The sequence below is a fragment of the Nostoc sp. LEGE 12447 genome, assembly GCF_015206985.1.
Lineage (GTDB): Bacteria > Cyanobacteriota > Cyanobacteriia > Cyanobacteriales > Nostocaceae > Nostoc.
The window spans coordinates 338,252-360,744 of record NZ_JADEXT010000004.1; the positions used below are offsets into that span (position 1 = coordinate 338,252).

17 protein-coding genes are annotated in these 22,493 nt (G+C 43.0%); 7 read left to right on the forward strand and 10 right to left on the reverse strand.

The genetic code is table 11. The features are described 5' to 3' along the window. Positions 1–107: 107 nt before the first annotated feature. The 3 genes from IQ274_RS08195 to hetZ all read right to left on the reverse strand — a co-directional run bounded on the left by IQ274_RS08195 (position 108) and on the right by hetZ (position 5,153). Positions 108–2,438: a DUF3488 and transglutaminase-like domain-containing protein gene (locus tag IQ274_RS08195; RefSeq protein WP_228058092.1), complete on the reverse strand. Its 2,331-nt coding sequence runs from the start codon at positions 2,436–2,438 to the stop codon at positions 108–110. A gap of 539 nt (positions 2,439–2,977) precedes the next feature. After that, the gene (locus tag IQ274_RS08200) at positions 2,978–3,955 is read right to left on the reverse strand and encodes a PatU (RefSeq protein WP_194141936.1); all 978 of its coding nucleotides are present in this window, start codon (positions 3,953–3,955) and stop codon (positions 2,978–2,980) included. Further along, a complete protein-coding gene (hetZ, locus tag IQ274_RS08205) occupies positions 3,948–5,153 on the reverse strand; it encodes a heterocyst differentiation protein HetZ (RefSeq protein WP_012408510.1) in 1,206 nt (401 codons plus the stop codon). Before hetZ ends, IQ274_RS08200 begins: the two co-directional genes overlap by 8 nt. Before the next feature lie 204 nt (positions 5,154–5,357). On the opposite strand from hetZ, the gene IQ274_RS08210 reads away from it, so the two are divergent. After that, positions 5,358–5,831 (forward strand): hypothetical protein, encoded by a 474-nt coding sequence (locus tag IQ274_RS08210; protein ID WP_194141937.1) that lies wholly within the window; start codon positions 5,358–5,360, stop codon positions 5,829–5,831. Between the two features lie 291 nt (positions 5,832–6,122). Here the strand turns inward: IQ274_RS08210 and sds are convergent, their stop codons facing one another. Continuing rightward, on the reverse strand, positions 6,123–7,094 hold the full coding sequence (sds, locus tag IQ274_RS08215; protein WP_163927907.1) for a solanesyl diphosphate synthase: 972 nt from the start codon (positions 7,092–7,094) through the stop codon (positions 6,123–6,125). A 947-nt stretch (positions 7,095–8,041) separates the two neighbouring features. On the opposite strand from sds, the gene IQ274_RS08220 reads away from it, so the two are divergent. Next, positions 8,042–8,239 carry a hypothetical protein gene (locus IQ274_RS08220; protein ID WP_163927909.1) on the forward strand — a complete coding sequence of 66 codons (198 nt, stop codon included), beginning with the start codon at positions 8,042–8,044 and terminating at the stop codon, positions 8,237–8,239. A gap of 691 nt (positions 8,240–8,930) precedes the next feature. Here the strand turns inward: IQ274_RS08220 and mreD are convergent. From mreD to IQ274_RS08235, 3 genes are all read right to left on the reverse strand, one after another. Then, positions 8,931–9,548 (reverse strand): rod shape-determining protein MreD, encoded by a 618-nt coding sequence (gene mreD / locus IQ274_RS08225; protein ID WP_194141938.1) that lies wholly within the window; start codon positions 9,546–9,548, stop codon positions 8,931–8,933. A gap of 26 nt (positions 9,549–9,574) precedes the next feature. Beyond that, positions 9,575–10,384, reverse strand: a complete 810-nt coding sequence (gene mreC, locus IQ274_RS08230) for a rod shape-determining protein MreC (RefSeq protein WP_163927913.1) — start codon at positions 10,382–10,384, stop codon at positions 9,575–9,577. Between the two features lie 99 nt (positions 10,385–10,483). Continuing rightward, positions 10,484–11,491 carry a rod shape-determining protein gene (locus IQ274_RS08235; protein WP_094330992.1) on the reverse strand — a complete coding sequence of 336 codons (1,008 nt, stop codon included), beginning with the start codon at positions 11,489–11,491 and terminating at the stop codon, positions 10,484–10,486. A gap of 363 nt (positions 11,492–11,854) precedes the next feature. Between IQ274_RS08235 and IQ274_RS08240 the strand changes: the two genes are divergently transcribed. Beyond that, a complete protein-coding gene (locus IQ274_RS08240; RefSeq protein ID WP_012408517.1) occupies positions 11,855–12,214 on the forward strand; it encodes a single-stranded DNA-binding protein in 360 nt (119 codons plus the stop codon). A 70-nt stretch (positions 12,215–12,284) separates the two neighbouring features. Here IQ274_RS08240 and IQ274_RS08245 read toward each other — a convergent pair whose 3' ends face one another. Beyond that, positions 12,285–13,025 (reverse strand): SIMPL domain-containing protein, encoded by a 741-nt coding sequence (locus IQ274_RS08245; protein WP_194141939.1) that lies wholly within the window; start codon positions 13,023–13,025, stop codon positions 12,285–12,287. A 430-nt stretch (positions 13,026–13,455) separates the two neighbouring features. Here IQ274_RS08245 and IQ274_RS08250 point away from each other — a divergent pair, with 430 nt between their 5' ends. The 4 genes from IQ274_RS08250 (at position 13,456) to murI (ending at position 20,625) form a co-directional block, all read left to right on the forward strand. Next, complete coding sequence (locus IQ274_RS08250; RefSeq protein WP_163927916.1) at positions 13,456–14,934, forward strand: cation:proton antiporter; 1,479 nt, start codon at positions 13,456–13,458, stop codon at positions 14,932–14,934. 595 nt (positions 14,935–15,529) lie between these two features. Then, on the forward strand, positions 15,530–17,422 hold the full coding sequence (locus IQ274_RS08255) for an N-acetylmuramoyl-L-alanine amidase (protein ID WP_163939173.1): 1,893 nt from the start codon (positions 15,530–15,532) through the stop codon (positions 17,420–17,422). A gap of 316 nt (positions 17,423–17,738) precedes the next feature. Continuing rightward, positions 17,739–19,631 (forward strand): N-acetylmuramoyl-L-alanine amidase, encoded by a 1,893-nt coding sequence (locus IQ274_RS08260; RefSeq protein ID WP_163939171.1) that lies wholly within the window; start codon positions 17,739–17,741, stop codon positions 19,629–19,631. Positions 19,632–19,758: 127 nt separating this feature from the next. Next, the gene (gene murI / locus IQ274_RS08265) at positions 19,759–20,625 is read left to right on the forward strand and encodes a glutamate racemase (RefSeq protein WP_194141940.1); all 867 of its coding nucleotides are present in this window, start codon (positions 19,759–19,761) and stop codon (positions 20,623–20,625) included. A gap of 156 nt (positions 20,626–20,781) precedes the next feature. On the opposite strand, the gene msrB is transcribed toward murI, so the two are convergent. Together msrB and IQ274_RS08275 are read right to left on the reverse strand one after the other, a co-directional pair. Then, entirely contained in the window at positions 20,782–21,276 is a 495-nt protein-coding gene (gene msrB / locus IQ274_RS08270; protein WP_163939624.1) for a peptide-methionine (R)-S-oxide reductase MsrB, read from the reverse strand. Between the two features lie 213 nt (positions 21,277–21,489). After that, the gene (locus IQ274_RS08275; protein ID WP_163939626.1) at positions 21,490–22,023 is read right to left on the reverse strand and encodes an MgtC/SapB family protein; all 534 of its coding nucleotides are present in this window, start codon (positions 22,021–22,023) and stop codon (positions 21,490–21,492) included. Positions 22,024–22,493: the final 470 nt, after the last annotated feature.

Sequence of the window (22,493 nt, forward strand, 5' to 3'; positions counted from 1 at the left end):
TATTTTAGGATTTATTGCATTTAGAGTTTCTTCTATAGGCCTTACACAAAACATCGTATGAATTGAGGGTTAGCAAACACACGTAAGTTGATAACCCACAACTGAAGTTACTTATTAGCCTTACCAGCCTTTTTGATCCCTTGCCACCTTTGCCGCAGTCGCTTCAAGTTAGGCGGATGACCACCATAACGCCAGCCAACGTAAGCTTGGCTAATCTCATCTATTACCTCAGCAGTTGCTGGGGGATGATGCTGGTATGATCCTCTGGCATACTCTAAAGGTGTTTGTGCTGGATGTTTACCTAAACCTTTTTGGGTTGTCCATTGCAGCATTTGTTGATAAAGGCTTTCCATTGCTGGCAATTTCTTTAACCATCGGCGGTTGCGCCACTCTCGCCACTGACCCCAACCCAGCCAACCAAAAAAAGCCGCTGTAGTTGCCAAAATTAAGCCAGTTAATATACCAAACCAACCTTGAGAAAATAAAGCTAAAAACCAAGCGATCGCTCTAATTACCCACCTAAATATTGTCTCAAATACATTATTCAGTAAACCTGTTACTGGAGAAGGTAGCCATCCGGCAACCCAGTGCCATAACTGGCGCAATACACTAAAAGTCTGAGTATCTTCTATTGATGGAGGTATGAGGGGATGATTGGGAATCGGGTCAAAGGCAAACCAGCCATATTTGGGAAAATATACTTCTGTCATCGCATAAGCGTCTGTATTACGGACAACATATAGCCCTGTAAATGGATTAAATTCTCCTGAATTAAACCCTGCCACTAACCGCGCTGGGATACCAATGGAACGTAGCATCACCGTGAGAACTGTGGAGAAATGGTCTGGATAACCGCCTTTATATTTGAATAAAAAAGCTTCTACTAAATCATCTTTTTCTCCCAAATAAGGCAAATCTAAGGGATTTTGGGGAAGAGAGTAACGTTGTTTTAAATATTGAGCTAAGTAGAGAGCCTTTTCATAGGCTGAATCTAGGCTTTTAGAAGACTTTGTGACACCTTCTTGACTGTAGTTAGCAAGGATTTCTTCGGTGCGCTGTCGGACTTTTTCAGCAATTTCGGGAGGAATTTGCAGATAATACTTCTTAATCTGTCGCGGATAATTAGTAGAAGCTTGACCTAATTTAGTGCGATCGCGGTATGGTACTTCCGAAATTACTGTGTAGGTGAGTCCTTCTGATAATTCCACAGGCGATCGCAATCCATCTTCTTTATCAACCGCAACCATTGGTGTTGGAAAGTAAATCTCTTTGGGATAAGCCATCGCCGGAATTAGGTTAGGCAAGTCTGCTACTACTGTATAAGTTTGTACTATTTCTTGGGTTTTAGCAGTAGTCAGAGGTGGATTCAGGAAAATTTGGTAAGACCAAGGCGATCGCTTGATGGTCGTAACATCTTCATTACGCGAAACTTCCCATCCTTTACCCGTATAGCGGTCAAATCCTAATACTCGCCAAAAACCCTCAGCTTGCGATCGCACCCGCATCACAACTTTAGGTTTCATCTCACCGCGCAGATTTTGATTAATTTGGCTATTAAAACCGTAATAAAAATTATTATCTACCTTACCTGGTTGACCAGTTTTATTTTGTCCTGTACCACCGCTACCACTGCCTTGATTATCACCTTTACCTTGGCGGACATAACCGGGATTAATGATACTACGACCTGTGAAATTACTTTTTACTTGAATAGTAGAACTTACAGGAAAATTCCGTAATTGATAACCGGGAAATCTTGGTAAAACAGCAAAAATTGCCAGTCCCAGACAGACAATTAGTAAAAAAGTCAGAGTTAAAAATTTAAAATTAAGAGTTGAAGAATTCTTTGGGTTGAATTTTTCCTTTTGAGTTTTTAATGGCTGCAAACCCAAGCGTGAGCGATAATCTAGCACTAAAGTTGGCAGAGCGATCGCTAAAAATAACAGCAACACAGGTGCAAATGCTAAAGTCTGACTTAGCGTTGCCGCCACACCTAATAAAATCAGTCCTATAACAATCGAATAGCCCAAATTTTTCCGGCGGGGTGTATCAAAGCTATGTAACACCTGGAGTTGAATCAATAACTCCGCCAAACCCAACCGCGTATCATTCAACTCTCCCACTAACCGCCCAAAGAAAGCACCTAGGGCTACTAACATTCCGATAGCGATGCAAAACTGAACTGCAACATTGGCATCACGGCGACGATAGTAACTCCAAGCTGCACCCAATACACTTAGGGGTAACGCCCAAAAACTGAATGAAGTCTCGGCGGCGATATCTGTCGCCCCAATTCCCAAAATAACCAATGCTAGCACCAGCATCCGCAAGGAACTTGAATCTTCCACTTCTGTCAAAGGCGATCGCTGCAAATTTTGCCGCCAGAAATTAACCACAGGGACACGCCAAAACCGATTCATCCTGGATAAGTTGAGCATTTCGAGTCTAAGTTATAGATGCCACGCAAACAATGTTAAGGACGAAACTATTCGCCCTACTTTAAAGTATTCCCGCTAGAAGAAGTTTTATTATCCTGCCTTCATTCATCTATCAAGGTTTAGCGCCTATTTTTACAAAATAAAAAGGTTGAAAACAGAGTTTTCAACCTTTGCTTCCCTTCTCCTGTCGTAGGGTTTCATTGTGCCAAGAGTGAACATAGTTTCATATAAAAAAGCACAATCGAATAAATTCGTTGTGAAAAATTGGTTGCTTGGTAAAATAGAGGCGAAATCAGCACAACAAATTAACTCGTTCCCCAGGCTTTGCTAGTAACCGAATGGACTGACGAGTATTAACGAACATTCAATTTATGGGATGGAGGGTGAGTCTACACCACTGGTTAAATGTAACCACGCCTAAGTATAAGTAAGCACCCTGTTGCTAGTAGTATCTAGAGACTGAAAAACCCCCAAGGCAACAGCTAGGGAATAGTTACCTTAAGATATGCGGCATTACGTACTAGCCGTGGTAATTAAGATTACACAGTGGGATTAATGACAAACAAAAGCGGCTGTTGGTCTATTTCGGGAAACTCAACTTCCAGAGTATAAGTTGGGTTAAGTTGCTCACAACCTAACTCTACACTTAAGTATCCCGAAGTCGAAGATGTTGCCATTGCTAAAGTGCCACTTCCACGAAGTATCAAAGTTCCTTTAACAGGTAACTCAGCTTGAACAAGTAACTTCGTAAGTTTACCTTCAGACTGATACTCTACTCTGATGTTCAAATTACCGACAGTGGTTAGCCATTGTCTTTCTACCACTGGACTGGTTGCTGAAAGTGGTAGAGTCAAATTTTCCAGCAGTTGTTTAGCTGCCAGCAACGACAAAGCCATCTGTTGACGCGGCTGTAAATCTGAGTAATCGCTCTGAATATTGGGCATTGTCTCTAGAGTACCGACAGAGCGATAGGTACTTCTTAGCACCAATCCAGCTATATCATTTAATGCTTGAGACTCGTTGGGAAAAAAGTTCTCCACCACTTGAACTAATTTTGCCCCTAGAGGAACTGAAGATGTCACCAATGCCTGACACTGTTCTAGCAATTGCTGGAAAACTCTCTCCGGCAAGGGGCAAGGCAGTTTCAGTTTCGACTGTTGTACCATCCATCCCCAGGTAGGAACGAGCGTCATTGACGGCTCATCAACAAAATCGGGATAGTCGATTAATTGTGTTTCCCAGGGAAACAAAGGTGGGTGGTCTTGAGCTTGGATTTGTAACCGATGTTTAATGACGGCTTGAAAACGATCTTGCACAGTAGGAATTTCTCCCAATTGAAGGGTCTGGGGCGTTCCTCCCAATTTTGGCTCACTGCTTTTTGAAGCAGTGGCTTCATTGATGAGTTTTTTTACCCCGTCATTTTCCTCAGATTCTACCGATTGCTCGTTATTTTTGACATCATCTGTCAATAACCAACCGAGATACTGGTATTGTGAGGATTCTGAGTCACTATTCATGAGTAGATGCACCTGATCCGGACACTAATGAGTTACGAATTTCCCAAGCTTGCTCAAGAATCTTAAACCACCGTTTTTGAAGTTGTGCCATTGACAGCCCTAAAGTTTTGGCGATTTTTTCATCGGCTTGTCCTTGCTGCTTCAACTCTAATAAAGACCTTTGCTTATTGTCCAGCTGTGCTGTGTATACTTGCCATTGCTGGGGAGTTAAGCCCAAATTGGTGTGCAAAGAAGCTTCCAGCCACTCGTGAACTAATTCCCAACGGTGTAATAAAGCAAACCGAATTAAATGATACTTGAAGCGCTGCTGTAAGTAATCTCTCTGACGAGGGGTTAAACCTAAAATCGATTCTATCTCTTGTGCTGAGAGATCCTGGAGGCGGAGGGAAAAGTAATCAGCACAGTCAGATTGTTGTCGTTGTTCGAGATAATTCATTAATTCTGTAACCACAACCGAACGCAAGGTATCTTCTTCAGGTTCGGGTTCGGCTTGCGTTGCCATTGTGGAGCGCAATTGATGCACTGCGGGTTCTTCCCAAGAACCATCGCCTTCGTTATTGCTACCTTCTGCGGCTTGTTCTATATCTACGCTGGTTTCTGGGGGCTGCTGTTGAGAAAAAGTTTGTGCCCGCAGGATAATTAGCTGCTGCTGACGGCCTGGTAAGGGAATGCGTCGTTTGCCGTAGCGCTCGGTAAATGCCATGTACTCAGACAATTCTAGAAGCGTCTGAGGGCGATAAGTAGCACCAAGTTGATTTTCTCGGCGGAAAGCGTTTAATGCTTCCAGATAAAAACTTTGTAAAAAATCTTCGATTATAGTCAGTCGCCCTTGATAACTCAATTGCTTCTGAGGCGGATTAATGTATCGATAAATAATTGCACTCAGAGTACTGTGTAATTCTACTCTGCCCCGATTTGAACCCAACTGATAGTACCTGAGACACTGTTGTAGTCGATGCCGAGCCAGGGTCATCGCCGAGCTTTCTACAGTTCCAGAAGCTTGAATACGTTTGCTCTCATGGCAAATCCGATATACTTCGGTGGTAATACGTGTTGCTACATCATGGCAATTCTGTTCCGAAGCTTTGGTCGATTGTTGAAACTCCTTGGATAGGAGTTGAAAGATCACCTCCACGCCTTTAGAATTTTCTCCCAGAATATTTGCAGATGGAATTGTTGCGGTTGCGGCTGAATTCATAGTCTCAGTTTTCAAAAGACCTTAAGTATTTAAATACAACCTGTACGACTGTGGGTATTGGCTTTTTTGGTTTTACGTATAAGCTAAACGCAGACCAATCCTACATTCAGGATATGGCTGATTTTATTATTCCCAACTTGGATGGGATTGTTCACACTTTGATAGATGTTATTGCCATTACCCAGGAGCCGTATACAAGTCATTATGGATTTAGAAGCACAAATTCAATTGCTGATTGACAATGCACCCCGCGATGGTATAACACCAAATCTGATTGCAGCAATTGCTCCTGCCCTTAGAGCGATCGCTCAAAAATTACGTCACTCCCAGTACTATATTCTCCAAAATTCGGAGTCAAGCTGGGTTTTAACTACCTTGAGCAATCGTGCTAATCCAGGATTGGAAAAGCGCGTTATTTACGCTTTCCCTACCATACAGGATGTCTCTCTAATTTCCCCTGCTGGGCTTGACCCTCAAATGCTAGCTAAAATTGTTCCTGTCACCCATATTTTGTTCCAATTGGTGGCATTGGAACCCGTAGATAGTATCCTTTTTTTGGAAACGCCGGGTAAGACCACTCATACCGTTGAAATTCGGCGAACTGATCTAGAAAAACTCATGCAACAAAGGTTGCGGCAGCAGCGATCGCCTAAACAGGTACCCCCTGATATTGCATAGAAAAATTTGGGATGTGGGATTTTTTAGATACAATCCCACATCCCAAATTTTAAAGCTCAAATTTATTTGAAAAAGTTTTTGATGAAAAGAAATTAATGCCAATTACTACCCTTTTAGTTCTTTAAAGAACCAGGCATCGGCTTAATCTAAAATTGCTGAACAAACAGTTATCAGTGAACATTTTTCAAAATTGAACTGACAACTGAGCCAAATTTCCCCACCTTAGAACATCTGGTAGGTTTAACTTGGCATCTAAAACCCCATTTTGTACCTAATAACTAAATAACTGAGTTAATAGAGGCGACTCAGTGTGTACTCAGCTATGTTAATTAATGCCTGGTGAGATTCTGAGGGTGGGAGAACTGCAAGATGTTCAATTGCTAACTTAGCATGGTGAGCAGCTAACTCCCGCGCCTGGTGTATGCCTTGACTATCTTGAATTAGTGCTAGTGCTTGCTCTAAATCTCCATCTTGAGCAAACTCTCGGTCAATTAGCACTTCCAAGGATGATTTTTCCGCTAAAGCAAATAAAACGGGCGCAGTCAGATTACCACTTTTGAGATCAGACCCCACTGGTTTACCCAAGGTATCTGTCGTACTGGTGAAATCTAGAATGTCGTCAACGATTTGAAATGCTATACCAAAATGACGACCGTAGCTATACAGATGCTCAACAGTTTCCCGCGAGACTTCACTAAGTAACCCAGCAGCTTTAGAACTGTTGGCGATTAACGAAGCTGTTTTGTAATAACTCTTCTGGAGGTAAGTTTCAATAGAGATACCAGCATCAAAACGATTTAGTCCCTGCTGGATCTCCCCAGTAGCCAGATCCATAATGACTTCTGAGAGGAGTTTAACAACCTCCAAATTGTCCAAGTTTGCTAAATACCAGGACGATTGGGCAAAAAGAAAATCTCCTGCTAATATGGCAATGCGATTACCGAACAAACTATGAACGGTAGGAACGCCTCGCCGCACGTCTGATTCATCTACCACATCGTCATGTACCAAGCTTGCTGTGTGAATCATTTCTGTAATCTCAGCTAGGCGGCGATGACGCGGTGTAATATCTTGCTCTAACATTGTTGCCCGCGATATTAGCAGGACAATTGCTGGTCTGATACGCTTTCCCCCAGCTCCGAATAAATGTTCGGCTGCTGCAAACAAAATGGGGTGGCGATTTCCAACTAGCTGTTTTAGGTTATCTGCTAGTAGTCGCAGGTCTGCTTCCACAGGGGTAAACAGGGAGGTGGCTGGGGTCATGGATGGGCGGACTCTGACTTAGGTTACGAAAGTTTACATATCCTACACTCATTTTAAGATAACCCTGTGCCAGCGCAAAGTTTTCATAAGACAATCCCATTTTCATGAGTCTATCGGTGATAACTAAGGTTGCCAGTAATTTTGTCAATAAGTAATTATGCTTAATTTTCGAAAGAATCATATTTTAAACTAACTGAAAACATGACTTTTCAGTACACGAAGACAAACACCAGTTGTAATTCTATTAAGTAGTTTGCAAGTACAAGTTTACCGCCACAGATCAAAGCAAAGTTTAAGCAATATTACTTATTGACAAAATGGATATAATTTAAATTGAGTTGCCAATAGATAAAACTAAATTTCTTCAGAACTGAAGTGTAGCTATTCAAAAAATTTGAAATTTAGCAGTGGAATGGGCTTCAAATTCAGGGTCGTTGTGTTACGCTAAAATATAGGAATTTTAAATTTTTAAGATGTTCACACCCCAAGGTAGTTCACTTACTAAGTGATTTTACTGGCTCGGTGATGTGAGTCTAAAATAATTAGTCGTAGCCTAGATTAAGGGAATAATCCCTTTAATTTTTCCTACGATATGCAAAACTCCTGGTTTGGAGCTATGCTATATCCCTATGGGAAGCCGCTACACGTCTTCAGCGCACGTTGAGCGCAAGCATTGCTCTTTTCACAGCAGTGTGAGTAAAAATAACGCAGATCAAGTAGACCGCTGAGAATCGTAGTTTTAGATTGCTAAACGGCAATCTAACTGCTGTGGATCTATGGTCTGCAAGAAGTCTCATTAGACAATAAATTCTTTGTCCCTAGAGAATTTTATCTCTATAGGTAATTTTACCATAGGAAGCTACAGCAATCAAGAATGTACTTGGTTGGCTGAGGTTCTACTAATTTTATGGAATTTTATATTCGTTTGAAAGGGTACTAGTAGAACAATGATTTATGGAAGTATACCTATGATGATTTTTATTTTAGCGTCTGGATATTTGTTCACAGTCTACCTGTTATTGGCACTGGCAAAGCGAACGGGCACAAAGACTGTTGCTAAAAGTTTTCCTTCATCTGGCGAAGGAAAACACAAGCAGGAGATATCAGTAAGGGCAAAGGTGACTGAAGCTGTTAATAGTCAGTAGTGGGTAGTGAGGAGTTAAGAGTTATTAATTCAAAACTTTTAACTCTTAATACTGATTACATCTGAGGTTGCTTGCGAACAAGGGGATTTTGCCCCTTGCCTCACTAGCTTGATTCTGTAAAGTTTCACAAAGAATTGGTATAAACCTCGTCTAGCTCGAAACCTGTGGTTTTTCTGCCAAAAAATATAAAAAACATTAGAAATGCCCTTGGTCTAAATCGTTTTATTTGTTTGGGTCGTTTTTATCCTTTTTGTCCTTGGGATCTTTTTTAGGTTTTTTAACTTCTTTATTACTTTTTCTTTCCTTCGACATTAGCGTTCTCCAACTAGGTTATTCAGTGAAAGCTTCCATATTCTGCCGTCAGGAAATCAGGAGACGACTTACCTGATATTCTTGTAAGGCAAAAAAGAAAGTATCAAACATAAATGCTACTAACTACAATGATACGGTGTTGTTTGATTTAATGTAGCTTGAATCCATATTGCCAGAGTTTGCCCAAATTTCATCAAGATTCAGGTTACAGAGGAGAATTTTCTTTCCTGGCAATCATAACCTAAGTAAATCGGTTTAAATAATTAGAGATTTGCAAGATTTACGCAAATAATAACCAAAACCACACGTGTTAGGGGTAATATCATGAATTGCCTCTACCGCGTGTGGTTTTGCGTAAATTCTATTCTAACTCCCTTGACTATTGCTCCAACAATTTCATTCGTTGCCACCAACGATTGAGGGGATAATAGACCACGGGTGCCCACAGACTACTAAGAATGGCAGAGGCGAGGGCGACACGCTGGTAATATGTCCAAATATCTGTTACTTTGCGCTCATTTCCTGTCAAAGTTAATTGCAACCCAAAAATAGTTTCTGCCAAAACTGCCATCACAAAGACAATTACAGCAATCGAAATAAAGTCTTCTTCAATAAAACGCTGTTTCTGGAGTAGACCAGTTAAAATTCCCACAATTCCTAAACTGATGGCGTGACTAGGGTTAGGTGCTGTCATGGAATCTTGAAGTAGCCCCAGAACTATACCTGCCAAGGCTCCGGCAAATACTGTGCGCTTCACACTCCAAGTTACCACCCAAATTAATAGCCAGTTAGGGCCAATTCCCAATAATTCCATACCAGGCAGGCGGGTTGGTAATAATAGTAAACATAACAGTACAGAACTAGCCGTCACTATCCAACTAAACAACTGCCGTATACCAGGATGCCAACGAGAAAGCGGCTGGATTCGGAATTTCGATTTTCGCTCTGACGATTTTGGCTTTTTCTGCCTGCTAATACTAAATGCAGGAATCTTCATTTTTCTATGGATTTTTAAGGGAGAATTTACTTAGAATTTTGCGGCAGTTGATTTACTGACTTTTCGTTTTCCGGCTCTTGGTTTTCTGGCTTTGGATAAACTGCTACCCAATCAAGAGAGCGGATTGGCGGAAAAAGCTCAATTTTCGCTACTGATGCGGGAAGTTTCTTTAAATCCAGCGACTTAATTCGTCCTACTGCCAAGCCAGATGGAAATTTCTGACTATAGGTAGATGTGGAAACTAAATCTCCTATCTTGACATTTGGGACTTTTTCATAAAACTCCAGCACAGCTTCGGCAGAAGAATCTCCTCGCAAAACGCCTTTAGCTGCTGTGCGGCTAACTGATACACCAACTTGACTCTTGAGGTCACTGATTAACAACACGCGGCTAGTATTGGGGGTTACACTCTCCACCAAACCGACTAATCCGCCATCGGCCTTGACTACAAAGCCTTCCTGAATCCCTGCATTCGCGCCGCGATTCAGAGTAACTTGTTGCCACCACTGGTCAGCACTACGCCCTACTACCCTGGCTGGAATTGGCCGTGATGCCAGTGGCTCTTTTTCCACATAGCCTAATAAATCTTGTAGCTTTGTCTTTTGACTTTCCAAATCTACTATACGGGTTTGCAATTCTAATATCCGGGCATCTCTAATACGTTCTTCTGGAGTTGGCCCTGACTGCAACATCTCTAATGGACGGGTAAGTGCCTGGTATGTCTCAAGCACCAATTCACCTTGAGTTTGTCGTAATACCCAAGCACTACCAACTACTAGAGCTAACAACCCGATTTGTAAGCCTTTACGATCCCACCAGCGCCGTATTGTAACCATATATACCTTTATCTACTTATACAATTAAGTTCTATTTGGATTCTATTTATATAGAACCCAAATAGAACTCAAATAGAACTCAAGTATGATATTTTTTTGCTACATATTGCGAGAGCTTTCGGTAACAACCCGTTCTAGCTGTTTGAAGTTTTCTAACACCCGACCTGTTCCCAGCACAACACAACAGAGAGGGTCGGCGGCAATGTGAGTCACAATCCCCGTTTCATGACTAATTAAGGTATCTATGCCTTTAAGCAAAGCACCACCCCCAGCTAACATAATCCCTCTGTCAATAATGTCTGCTGCTAGTTCTGGAGGTGTACGTTCCAGTGTCCGCTTCACAGCTTCTATAATTACTGATAGTGGTTCCAACATACTTTCACGGATTTCTGGGCCTTTGATAGTTACAGTTCGCGGTAGACCAGAAAGCAGGTGTAAGCCTCGGATTTCCATCATGGCATCATTATCATCATGGGTAGGATACGCAGAACCAAGCCGAATCTTGATGTCTTCAGCAGTCCGTTCACCAATGACTAAGTTATGAACTTTTTTAATATACTGAATGATTGAATCAGTTAGTTCATCCCCAGCAATGCGTACTGATTCGCTGATTACCGTGCCCTGAAGACTCAGCACTGCGACTTCTGTTGTACCACCACCAATATCGATAATCATGTTGCCAGTGGGTTCGGCAACAGGCAGTCCTGCACCAATGGCGGCAGCTACAGGTTCATCAATTAGATAAACTTTTCTTGCTCCTGCTTGGTGAGCCGCATCCATTACAGCTCGTCTTTCTACACCCGTGACCCCACTGGGAATACCAATGACAATTCGGGGTAAAATTAGAGATTTGCCTTCATTTACACGCTGAATAAAGCTTTTCAGCATTAGCTCGGCTATATCGAAATCAGCGATTACACCATCGCGCAAGGGGCGGAGGGCAATCACATTTCCAGGTGTGCGGCCGAGCATTTTTTTGGCTTCTTCTCCTACTGCTAGTGCTACCTTTTCGTTGACATCGATAGCAACTACAGAAGGCTCTTGCAGTACAATACCTTTCCCAGATACATAAACCAGGGTGTTAGCAGTACCGAGGTCGATACCCATATCCCATGATGTGCGAAAGTTCCTAAAAATACCCACGCTTCTCTAAGCCCCCTATGTGCGATACTTCTTGACTACAACGGTAAGAGTGGATTCGATTATCTTTGTATCCTGAGTTCAGCAAACTAAACTATATTTTTATATGATTCCCAGGAATATTTACTATGTCTCAGGCCCTTGTTTTTTGATATTCTCTGGTTTGCTTAGTATATCCGTATACTTTTATGTGTTTCTCCAAGTAGTTATGTATAATTTTTCAATTCCACTATATTGTTAACTGTTTAACACATTATTTTCAAGTGTTTCACAATTCGCTATGATGAAAGTCGGAATTAACAAGTACACCTGTACTGAAAGGTAAAACCTATGAGTATCAATATTGTCACCCTTGTTGGTCGTGTAGGCGGCGACCCAGATATAAAATATTTTGAGTCTGGTAGTGTTAAGTGTAGATTGACACTAGCGGTAAAAAGACGATCGCGCAACAGCGATGAACCTGACTGGTTCACTCTGGAATTATGGGATAAAACGGCTGAAGTAGCAGGTAATTATGTGCGTAAAGGCAGCTTAATTGGCATCAAAGGTTCCTTAAAGTTTGACACATGGAGCGATCGCCAAACAGGAGCAAACCGTTCTACACCAATTATTAGAGTAGACCAACTAGAATTATTAGGCTCTAAGCGCGATGGAGAGGGCGGTGGAGATATGTCTTCAGAACATTTTTAATTAATTGGGAATTGGGCATTGATTATTAGTCCTTTGCCCTCACAAATGACAAAGGACTAATGACAAATGACTAATAACTAATTTGTAAAGTCACCGATGCTTCCACTTCCTGTTCACCACCAACGACAGGGGTGGAAGAATCAGCTACTTTGGCAGCCTCAGCCCGTAAAAACATGGGTGGTGGAGGCGCAGTGGCATTATTAACTTGAATGCTGACTATTTCTTTGGATTTGAAACCCAAAGCACTGAAAACAGCATCAGCTTGCTGCTGGGCATCTTGGGTGGCTTCTTTTAATGCTTGTTTTTGAGCAGATGCGATCGCTTCATCATTCGCAACAAAACTAATACCATTAATTTGTGTTGCACCCGCTTTCACTGCATCATCTAATAACGTACCAGCTTTTTCTGTGGGAATCCTAAAACTCACCGTGTTACTGGCAGCATAGCCTGTAATCCTCTGCACATTATTGGTGTAGCTGTAGACTGGATTCAAGCGGATACCAGTAGTTTGTAATTTTTCGACATTTTGGCTTTTGAGGAACGCAACTACAGCCGATGACTTCCGGGCTGCTTCTTGCTGTACCTCTTGTGCTGTTTTTCCCTGAATCTCCACTCCTAAGCTAACTTGCGCCAGGGTTGTCGGAATCGTTTCAACTCCACGACCACTGACACTAAGGGTTCGCCACATTTTCTCCTTCTCTTGCGCCAATGCAGGTAGTACAAAAGTTGCACATACTAGCAGGGCTAAAGGCAGTATTTTCCACAGGTTTCCAGATGGAAACTGAGAACCGGGTAAAGCGGCTCTAGTCATAAGATTTGCACTCCTCAAAGTATCCACAGATGTTTTTAATAAGCGTATTTAGCAATCTTCTGGCGGCTGTTAAAAGTCAACAGTCACCACAAGTTTTTCACAACTTAAGTGCAATCGCTAGATACGATTTGTATGTTCTTACTTTGACACTGCGATCGTCAAAAGCTGAAATGGTTACATTTTTTGATACTAAAAAAATTACACTAACATTTTTAAAGATTTTGTCCTGATGGAAAATTAATTCATCGACTTTGACTTGCTGCGGCTTCCTAGACTGTTTGTAGTCAGGGCTTCCGAAGTTTTCTGATAGCGCTTGGTTTAAGTAGACAAATGGCACAAATTAAGTTTTTGAACCTGCCAATAGCGTCTCCACAGATAGATGTTTTTCAGAAACACGTCAAAATCAAAGAGAAGGATTTTCACAGAACCCATGCATTTGTTAGATCCAATTAACTTCTCTTTTCCTCTGCTGGCTACTGCAACAGAAGCCGCAGACAGTTCAATGGTAGTAGCCGCAGTGCTACTCAGCTTAGTAGTCGTTTACCTCGCCAGCAAAGTTGGTGGAGAGTTATCAAACAAAGTGGGTTTGCCGCCCGTTTTAGGCGAACTAGTAGGTGGCGTGGTAGTTGGCATCTCTGTTTTCCACCTTTTAGTCTTTCCAGAAGGCAGCACAGACAGTTCTAACTCTTTGATCATGTCCTTCCTTCAAATCACTGCTGGTTTAAGTCCTGAAGCCACTCCAGCAGTGTTTGCAGCGCAGTCTGAGGTCATTTCTGTTTTGGCAGAGTTGGGTGTAATCATCCTGCTGTTTGAAATCGGTTTGGAGTCAAACTTAAAAGACTTAATGGCAGTTGGTATCCAAGCCACCGTCGTGGCAATAGTGGGGGTAGTAGTACCCTTTGCAGCTGGTACTGTGGGACTGATGACTTTATTTGGAATTGCTGCTATACCCGCGATTTTTGCTGGGGCGGCTTTGACTGCCACTAGTATCGGGATTACTTCCAAGGTGCTGTCAGAGTTGGGGCGGCTCAATTCTAGAGAAGGGCAGATTATTTTGGGTGCTGCTGTAATTGACGATGTTCTAGGAATCATCGTTTTGGCGGTAGTTGCCAGCCTCGCTAAAGATGGTGTGGTGGATGTCAGCAAAGTCATTTATTTGATTATCAGCGCCACTGGTTTTATTTTGGGAGCAATTCTACTAGGGAATGTTTTCAATAAGTCCTTTGTGGCGATCGCTGCTAAACTCAAAACACGCGGTGGACTGGTAATACCAGCATTCATCTTCGCCTTTGCTATGGCATACCTTGCCGCTGTCATCCACTTAGAAGCAATTTTGGGAGCTTTTGCGGCGGGTTTAGTCCTAGAAGAGACAGAGAAGCGCAAAGAATTGCAAATGCAAGTTTGTCCCATTGCTGATATGTTAGTGCCAATTTTCTTTGTGACTGTTGGGGCAAAAACCGATTTGGGAGTGTTAAACCCAGCAATTCCCGATAATCGAGAAGGTTTAATTATGGCAACTTTCCTGATTATAGTAGCCATTCTCGGTAAAGTAATCACAGGCTTAAGCGTGTTTGGTCAACCGGGAATCAACCGTTTAGCGATCGGTGTGGGGATGATTCCTAGAGGAGAAGTTGGATTAGTGTTTGCTGGTGTCGGCGCAGCCAGTGGCGCTCTCTCGAAACCACTAGGGGCGGCAATCATTATGATGGTTATCTTGACAACCTTTTTAGCTCCTCCTTTGTTACGATTTGTGTTCCCAGATCCAAAAACTGTGGATGCAGGCTCAAGTCAACTGGTTTTAGATGGTTCTTCTGGAACCTCGTTGGTAATTGAATCACCTAAGTCGAAGGTGCCAGCATCAAATGACAGTGGCAATTTGGAAGTAACTCCAGATTCTGGCGATCGCTAATCAAAATCTTGGGTAAATTCTTACTGAGTTCTGAGTGATTTTCCCTCGGAACTCAGCACTCTAAATTCAGTAAAATCACCGTATTTTGAAGATTCTGTAATTATAAAGTGGAAACTTCTTTCTCCAAATTTCCGTCCCATCTGATTGTAGAATAATCGTCTGTTTATAATTTCTATCAGCATTCGGAATGTTATTTATTTCCAGTCTCCCTTGGTTTGTGAGCCATTATCGGAATATTTTCCAGGTAATTGGGGAGTAACACCCATAAATTTTGCTAGATCATCTGACAGTAATGGGAATTATCTACTTAGTGCATTGATGGCAAAAAATAAAAAACAGTTATCAGTGAACGGTTATCAGTTATTAGTTTTCTAGCTTCCTTGGGAGTCAGATTCCTCCACCTCCAAAGGTGGAAGATTTTATATTGGGATTTCAAGCAAATATTAAATCTAATAACCGATTTAAGCGTGTCTTTATACCAGTTTAAAAATTAAACAAGGCATCAAAGATCGAGTTTAGGTGGTGACGGTGTGATGACTTACCAATGAGTTGAGATATTGACGGCTCCCATGAACGTGAATTAGGAGAAAGAACTGTGAAATTACACTGGTTACTACCCAGCACTATTGGAACTATCTTCATGCTATCGTCGCCTGTAATGGCTGCGAGACTTGAATCTTGGCGCTTTGATGCCAATCAAAACAGGCTGGAAATTAATACTGTGGGAGCAGTTCAACCCCAGGCACAATTAATTTTCAACCCCACTCGGCTGGTAATTGATTTGCCAGGAACTACATTTGGCCGTCCGCAGCTAACCCAACAGGTGGGCGGTGGAATTCGCTCAATCAGGGTTGGGCAGTTTGATACAGAAACAACACGCATAGTTGTAGAACTGGCACCTGGTTATACTTTAGACCCCAAACGCGTCCAATTTGTTGGGACAGCTGGTGATCGCTGGACAGTGCAATTACCTAGACCAGAAGTTGATCGAGTAGCCTCATTTCCCGCCTCACCTCCCAGAAGTGCTTACACTGTCGTTACCCCAGACTCTGAGCGGCAACCTAGTATTTCAAGAGTTGCCACTACTACACGCGGGGCGACTCAAATTGAGGGCTTGACAGTAACAGGCGATGGGTTGTTCCTCCGTACCAGTGGTGGCAATCCGAGGATTAAGACAATTCGCAGCCGCGATCGCGCTAGTATCTTCATAGATGTTTCTGATGCATCTTTATCACCACGTCTGGCGCAACAGAATAATCAGCCTGTTAACAAACATGGTATTAGCCGCGTCGAATTCACCCAACTACAAAACCAAGCTCCTATTGTTCGCTTGACTTTGCGGGTAGATAAAAATAGTCCAGATTGGCAAGCCAGTAATAGTAACAGTGATGGTTTGGTGGTTCTGCCTAGTCGCGTTGTCAGATTGCCTGGAAGTAGTAATTCGGACAATCAATCACAACCACCCTCCTTCCCTAGCAGACTATCTGCTGTTAACAACTCCCCAGCAACCATTGAGTCTGTGCAACTGGCTGATAATGGCAGACAGCTGCTGATTAGAGCCGACCAAACTTTATCTGCTACGGGAACCTGGGATAGATCATCCGGTGTGTTCCGCGTCACAATTAATAATGCCAAGTTAGCTCCCAGAGTTACAGGCCCTACTTTTGCCCCAAATAGCCCCATTCTTCGGGTACGTCTGCAACCCCAAGCAGCCAACACAGTCGTTGTTTTAGTTCAACCAGCACCTGGAGTACAACTCGATCAACCCCAGCAAATCGGCGACCAGCTTTTGGCTATACCAATACAAGGTTCTCGTCGGATTGTTTCCCTTCCCGGAAGACCGCCCTTTGCTTTACCTGGGCTACCACCACCAAACCGGGGGCCATTCCCAGACCCAAACAATCCCAATCCCCAGCCCCAATTCCAGCCACAGCGCCGAGTTCCCAATGGACGAGTGGTAGTCATTATTGACCCAGGACATGGCGGTAAAGACTCAGGAGCAGTGGGCATTGGGAGAGTACTCGAAAAGGATATTATTTTACCTATTAGCAAAAGGATAGCTCAGGTTTTGCAGCAAAATGGCGTACAAGTCGTTATGACGCGGGATTCTGACTATTTCGTCACCCTTCCCGGACGGGTGCAATTAGCAGAGCGAGCTAACGCTGATGTATTTGTTAGCATCCACGCTAATTCGGCTGGTGCAAGTCGTCCAGATGTCAGTGGCTTGGAAACGTATTATTACGACAGTGGTTTGGGTCTAGCTCGCATTGTCCATAACAGTATTCTCCAAAGCGTAAATGTCAGAGATCGGGGAGTGCGGCGAGCCAGATTTTATGTCCTCAGAAAAAGTTCCATGCCTTCTATTCTTGTAGAAACAGGTTATTTGACTGGTCGAGATGATATGGCTAAACTCAGAAGCTCCGCTTACCAAAATCAAATGGCAGATGCGATCGCTCGTGGCGTTCTTCAGTATTTAAAGAGAAGATAAGTAATTTAGTCGAAATTATTGAGTAAATACATCTAATCTTTACCATGTTTATCCAATTTAGTAGTAAAACCAATTTAAGTATTATTGCGGCGGGACAAGAGTAGCATCTTTGCTATTGTCATCTGATGCTTTACAAGTCAAATTTATCTAGGCTAATGGATAGCATGGCAAAATCAGAGGAGCGTGCTATATTTTACGCCATTAGCTGTGTCTTAATAACAGCGTAATACTCAAGTGTGTGCGGTGATGGTGTGAGGATTTGCCAATATATTGAAATTTTGACGGCTCCCATGAATGTGAATCAGGAGAAAAGACTGTGAAATTACGCTGGTTACTATCCAGTACTATTGGAACTATCTTCATGCTATCGTCGCCCGCAATGGCTGCGAAACTTGAATCTTGGCGTTTTGATGTCAATCAAAACAACCTAGAAATAAATACTGTAGGGAATGTTCAACCCCAAGCACAATTAATTTTTAACCCCACTCGTTTGGTAATTGATTTACCAGGAACGACATTTGGCCGTCCGCAGCTAACCCAACAGGTGGGCGGTGCAATTCGCGCTATCCGTGTTGGGCAGTTTGACGAACAAACAACGCGCATAGTCGTTGAACTGACCCCTGGTTATACTTTAGACCCCAAGGGTGTACAATTTGTTGGTAGAACTGGCGATCGCTGGATGGTGCAATTACCCACGCCAGTAGCCGAAAATGTTCCCTCAAAAAATACTGGTGGGCAACAACAAGCTATAGCAACACAACCTTCACCGAGAACATCTTCATCTGTGTTCTCACCAAGAGATATTTACAACGTGGTGAGAACAAGCCCTATTTATCCACCTAAAAACGGAATGCTTGCCGCCAGGGTAACTCAAATTGAGAACTTACAAGTTACAGGTGATGGTTTTTTCATCCGTACCAATGGTGGTAATCCTCAGATTCAGGTAAATCGTAGCAACGATCAAAGAGAAATTAACATCGACATTGCCAGCGCTACTTTATCACCAAGTCTAGAGCAACGCGATTTGTCGATTAATCGTTATGGTGTCAGCCGTATTCAGTTCAGCCAACTACAAACAAGTCCATCTGCTGTTCGCATGACTTTACAGGTGGATGAAAATAGTCAAAATTGGCGAGCAACTAATAGTAACAGTAGTGGTTTTGTGCTTCTGCCCAGTCGTGGCATTGCCCAGTTCCCTGGAGGTAATAGTAATAGTCCACGCCCCATAGCATCTAGTACAGCGACTATAGAGTCTGTGCAACTGGCTAATAATGGCACACAACTGCTGATTAGAGCAGACCAAGCTTTATCTGCAACAGGAGGCTGGGATAGAACCTCTGGTCTGTACCGCATTACCATCAACAATGCTCGGTTAGCTCCCAAAGTCACAGGCCCAACTTTTAATTCTAATAGCCCTATCCTGCGAGTCCGCCTGCAACCCCAAGAATCTAATACAGTTAACGTCTTGGTTCAGCCAGCAGCCGGAGTGCAAATTGGTGAACTTAACCAAGTTGGCGACCAGCTTTTGGCTCTAGAATTACAACGCTCTGGTAGCGTTACGCAGCAGCCCATTGATTTACCGCCTTTATCGCCAAACCAAGGTCAATTTCCCAATCCCATAGATAATCCCCGTCCTATATCTCAACCAAAGCCGCGCCCCTCAGTTCCAAGAGGGAAATTACTAGTTGTGATTGACCCAGGACATGGTGGAAAAGACTCAGGCGCTCCCGGTTTAGGTGGGCTTTTAGAAAAGGATGTAATTCTGCCTATTGGTAAAAGGGTAGCAGCAATTTTAGAGCAAAATGGTGTACAAGCGGTACTAACGCGGGATGCTGACTTTTTCGTAGAACTTCAGGGACGGGTAGAAATTGCCGAGCGAGTTAATGCAACTGCGTTTGTCAGCATTCACGCTAATTCTGTTGATAATCGCCCGGATGTGAATGGCTTAGAAGTATATTATTACGATAGCGGTTATGCTCTGGCGGAAGCGGTTCGCAATACCATTCTGCAAAACATCGGTACAATCAAAGACCGGGGAACCCGCAAAGCCAGATTCTACGTTCTCAGAAAAAGCTCTATGCCTTCGATTTTAGTAGAAACAGGTTATATGAGTGGTCGAGAAGACAATCCCAGATTGGCATCACGAGAGTATCAAAATCAGATGGCAGATGCGATCGCTCGTGGCATCCTAAAATACTTACAGCGTTAGCATAGTACAAATTACTATTAAAAGGTGGTATTTAGAATCCTTTGGCGTGCAGAATTTAGTGGTCAATTAGCCGATTGTCTGCTAAATTCTGTATTTTAAATCCCAAAACCTAAATTAATATCAGCCTGTGTATTCATCTTCGATCTTTGAAGCGAATCTAGACGATTTTTCTGCTCAAGAACCCCAATGTGCCCCAATTGGCATCTTTGACAGTGGTGTGGGTGGATTGACAGTACTGCGACAAATATATCGGCAACTCCCCAATGAATCAATTGTTTACTTTGGGGATACAGCCCGACTTCCTTATGGAATTCGTTCACAAGCAGAAATTTTACAATTTACGCGCGAAATTCTTACCTGGCTACAACAGCAGCAGGTAAAAATGGTAATTATGGCTTGCAACACCAGTTCTGCCCTAGCCCTAGAAACCGTTCGTCAAGAATTCAACATCCCCATTTTGGGAGTAATTCTACCGGGTGCAAAAGCTGCGGTGCAGCAAGGAAAACGCATTGGTGTAATTGCCACTCCAGCTACGGCGAAAAGTAATGCTTATAAGCACGCCATCCTCGAAATTGCTCCTGACGTTCAAGTCTGGCAAGTTGGATGTCCAGAGTTTGTGCCACTCATTGAGCAAAACCGGATTCACGACCCTTACACTGCTGAAGTGGCACGAGCCTACTTAGAGCCTTTACTAGAGCAAGAAATTGACACCTTAGTTCATGGCTGTACCCATTATCCCCACCTTACACCAGTATTGCGATCGCTCCTTCCCTCTCAAGTCAAGCTAGTTGACCCAGCTGTTCATGTCGTGGCAGCTTGTGCCCAAGAGTTAGACTTGCTAGGCTTAAAAAATACTCACCCCCCACTACCAACTCGTTTCGCCGTTAGCGGGTGTCCACAACAATTTTCCCAGTCAGGAGTGCAATGGCTAGGCTATACCCCGATGGTTGAAGAGGTTCGCTTTACTGATAGCGCTATTTCCCAACTTCTTTGAAGGAGGCAGGGAGCAGGGGGAAGAGGAAGGAAGACAAGGGAGGGGGGGGAGACAAAGAAGGGAATTGTTTAATAATTCTCCCTTATTCCTCTTGTCCTCCTTGTCCTCCTTGTCCCTCTGCTGCCTATTTGTATCAACCTTAGAGTGAAACGTAAATTAGGCGGGAGTAAACTTCAGCGAAACACCGTTCATACAGTAGCGCTTGCCTGTGGGTGCAGGGCCGTCATCAAAAACATGACCAAGATGACCACCACAACGACTACAATGTACTTCAGTTCTGCTCATAAATAGCGACTTATCTACAGTAGTAGCGATCGCACCTTCAATCGGGTTAAAGAAGCTTGGCCAGCCAGTACCACTGTTAAATTTGGTATCAGAGGTAAACAATGGCAGTTCACACGCGGCACAATAATAAGTACCCTTGTCGTACTCTTTATCTAATGCGCTGGTGTGAGGTCGTTCAGTCCCGTGTTTACGCAATACATTAAACTGTTCTGGCGTTAAAATCGTGCGCCACTCTTCTTCTGGTTTGGTAATTTCAAATCCACTATTAGAAGTTGTCATCGCTTTTGCCCCCCAGTTGATATACCTTGATAACAATGCTGTGCCGACTATTACCGCACTAGCCTGTAAAAAATATCGTTTGTCCATATATCTATTATTTTCTATTTTCCGGTTAACTGGGCAATCAACTCCAGTACGGAATTCCCTACTTAATCACTATAATCAGCGATTGCCCTGAATTAGCGCTGATAAAGTGATTAAAATTAGCTAAGAAACCAAAAATTATTCTGCAATCAAACATTGTAAGGAATCAGAATCAACCTGACTTGATTTTGAATACACCTGGATGTGTAGGGACGCTCAATCATCATCTTCATCAGAGGTGTTTGTTAGCTCCTGAGTAGTCCCCTGTTTACCCTGATTCGTCAAAAACACAAATGCGCGATTGAGCCGTTTTACCCCACTGAGGGTAATTAGGGTCAGTAGCCCTCCTAATAATCCCATTTGCCACAGACCACAACCAATCGCAGCCCCCAAACCGGCCGCAGTCCAGACACAAGCGGCTGTAGTTAAACCTTTTACTTTTGGTGCCGCAGATTTTCTAGGAGACTCTTGTAAAATCAATCCGGCTCCGAGAAATCCTATCCCGGTAGCTACACCCTGAATGGTGCGACTCAGTGCATTGGTGGCAGCATAGGGACTGTCACCTTCAGCCTGCAAAGGAATCATTACGAATAGTGCTGCTCCCATACTCACGAGCATAAATGTTCTCATCCCTGCTGGTCTGCCCCCTTGCTGACGGTTAAATCCAATCAGGCAACCAACCAGAAGCGCCAAAGACAATCTAAACGCTATATGTGGCCAATCGTTGGCAGTAATAAACATCGGCCCCATTACCTTTTTCCTCCTAGAGACAGAATGGAATTTTGCGCCTATTGCCAGTGAGCTAGATGGCTACCCACGTTTGTAGCTGAAAACCCAAGTACAGTAAATCAATAGGTTTGGCGTACATTAAGGTTAATTTAACAGAAGGTTAGGAATAAGTAAACTAATATACACAAAACTGCCATTGCTGTATAAAATTTTCCTGCAAAAACGAATGCTCTTTAGCAGGAATTCGACCCAATACTTGTCGGTTAAGGGGAAAAGGGGAAGGGGAAAAGGGGAAGGGGAAAAGGGGAAGGGGAAAAGGGAAAGAAAAAACCTTTAACCCTTCCCCTTTAACCTTTTCCCCAAACCCAATTCTGAGTTCAAAATCCTTAACCGAGTAGTATTGGAATTCGACCTTCTATTATGAGCTATGAACTTCCAGTCTGAGGGGAATTTTGTATATTTTTAAATGTGATGTCTGCAACGGGCTACAC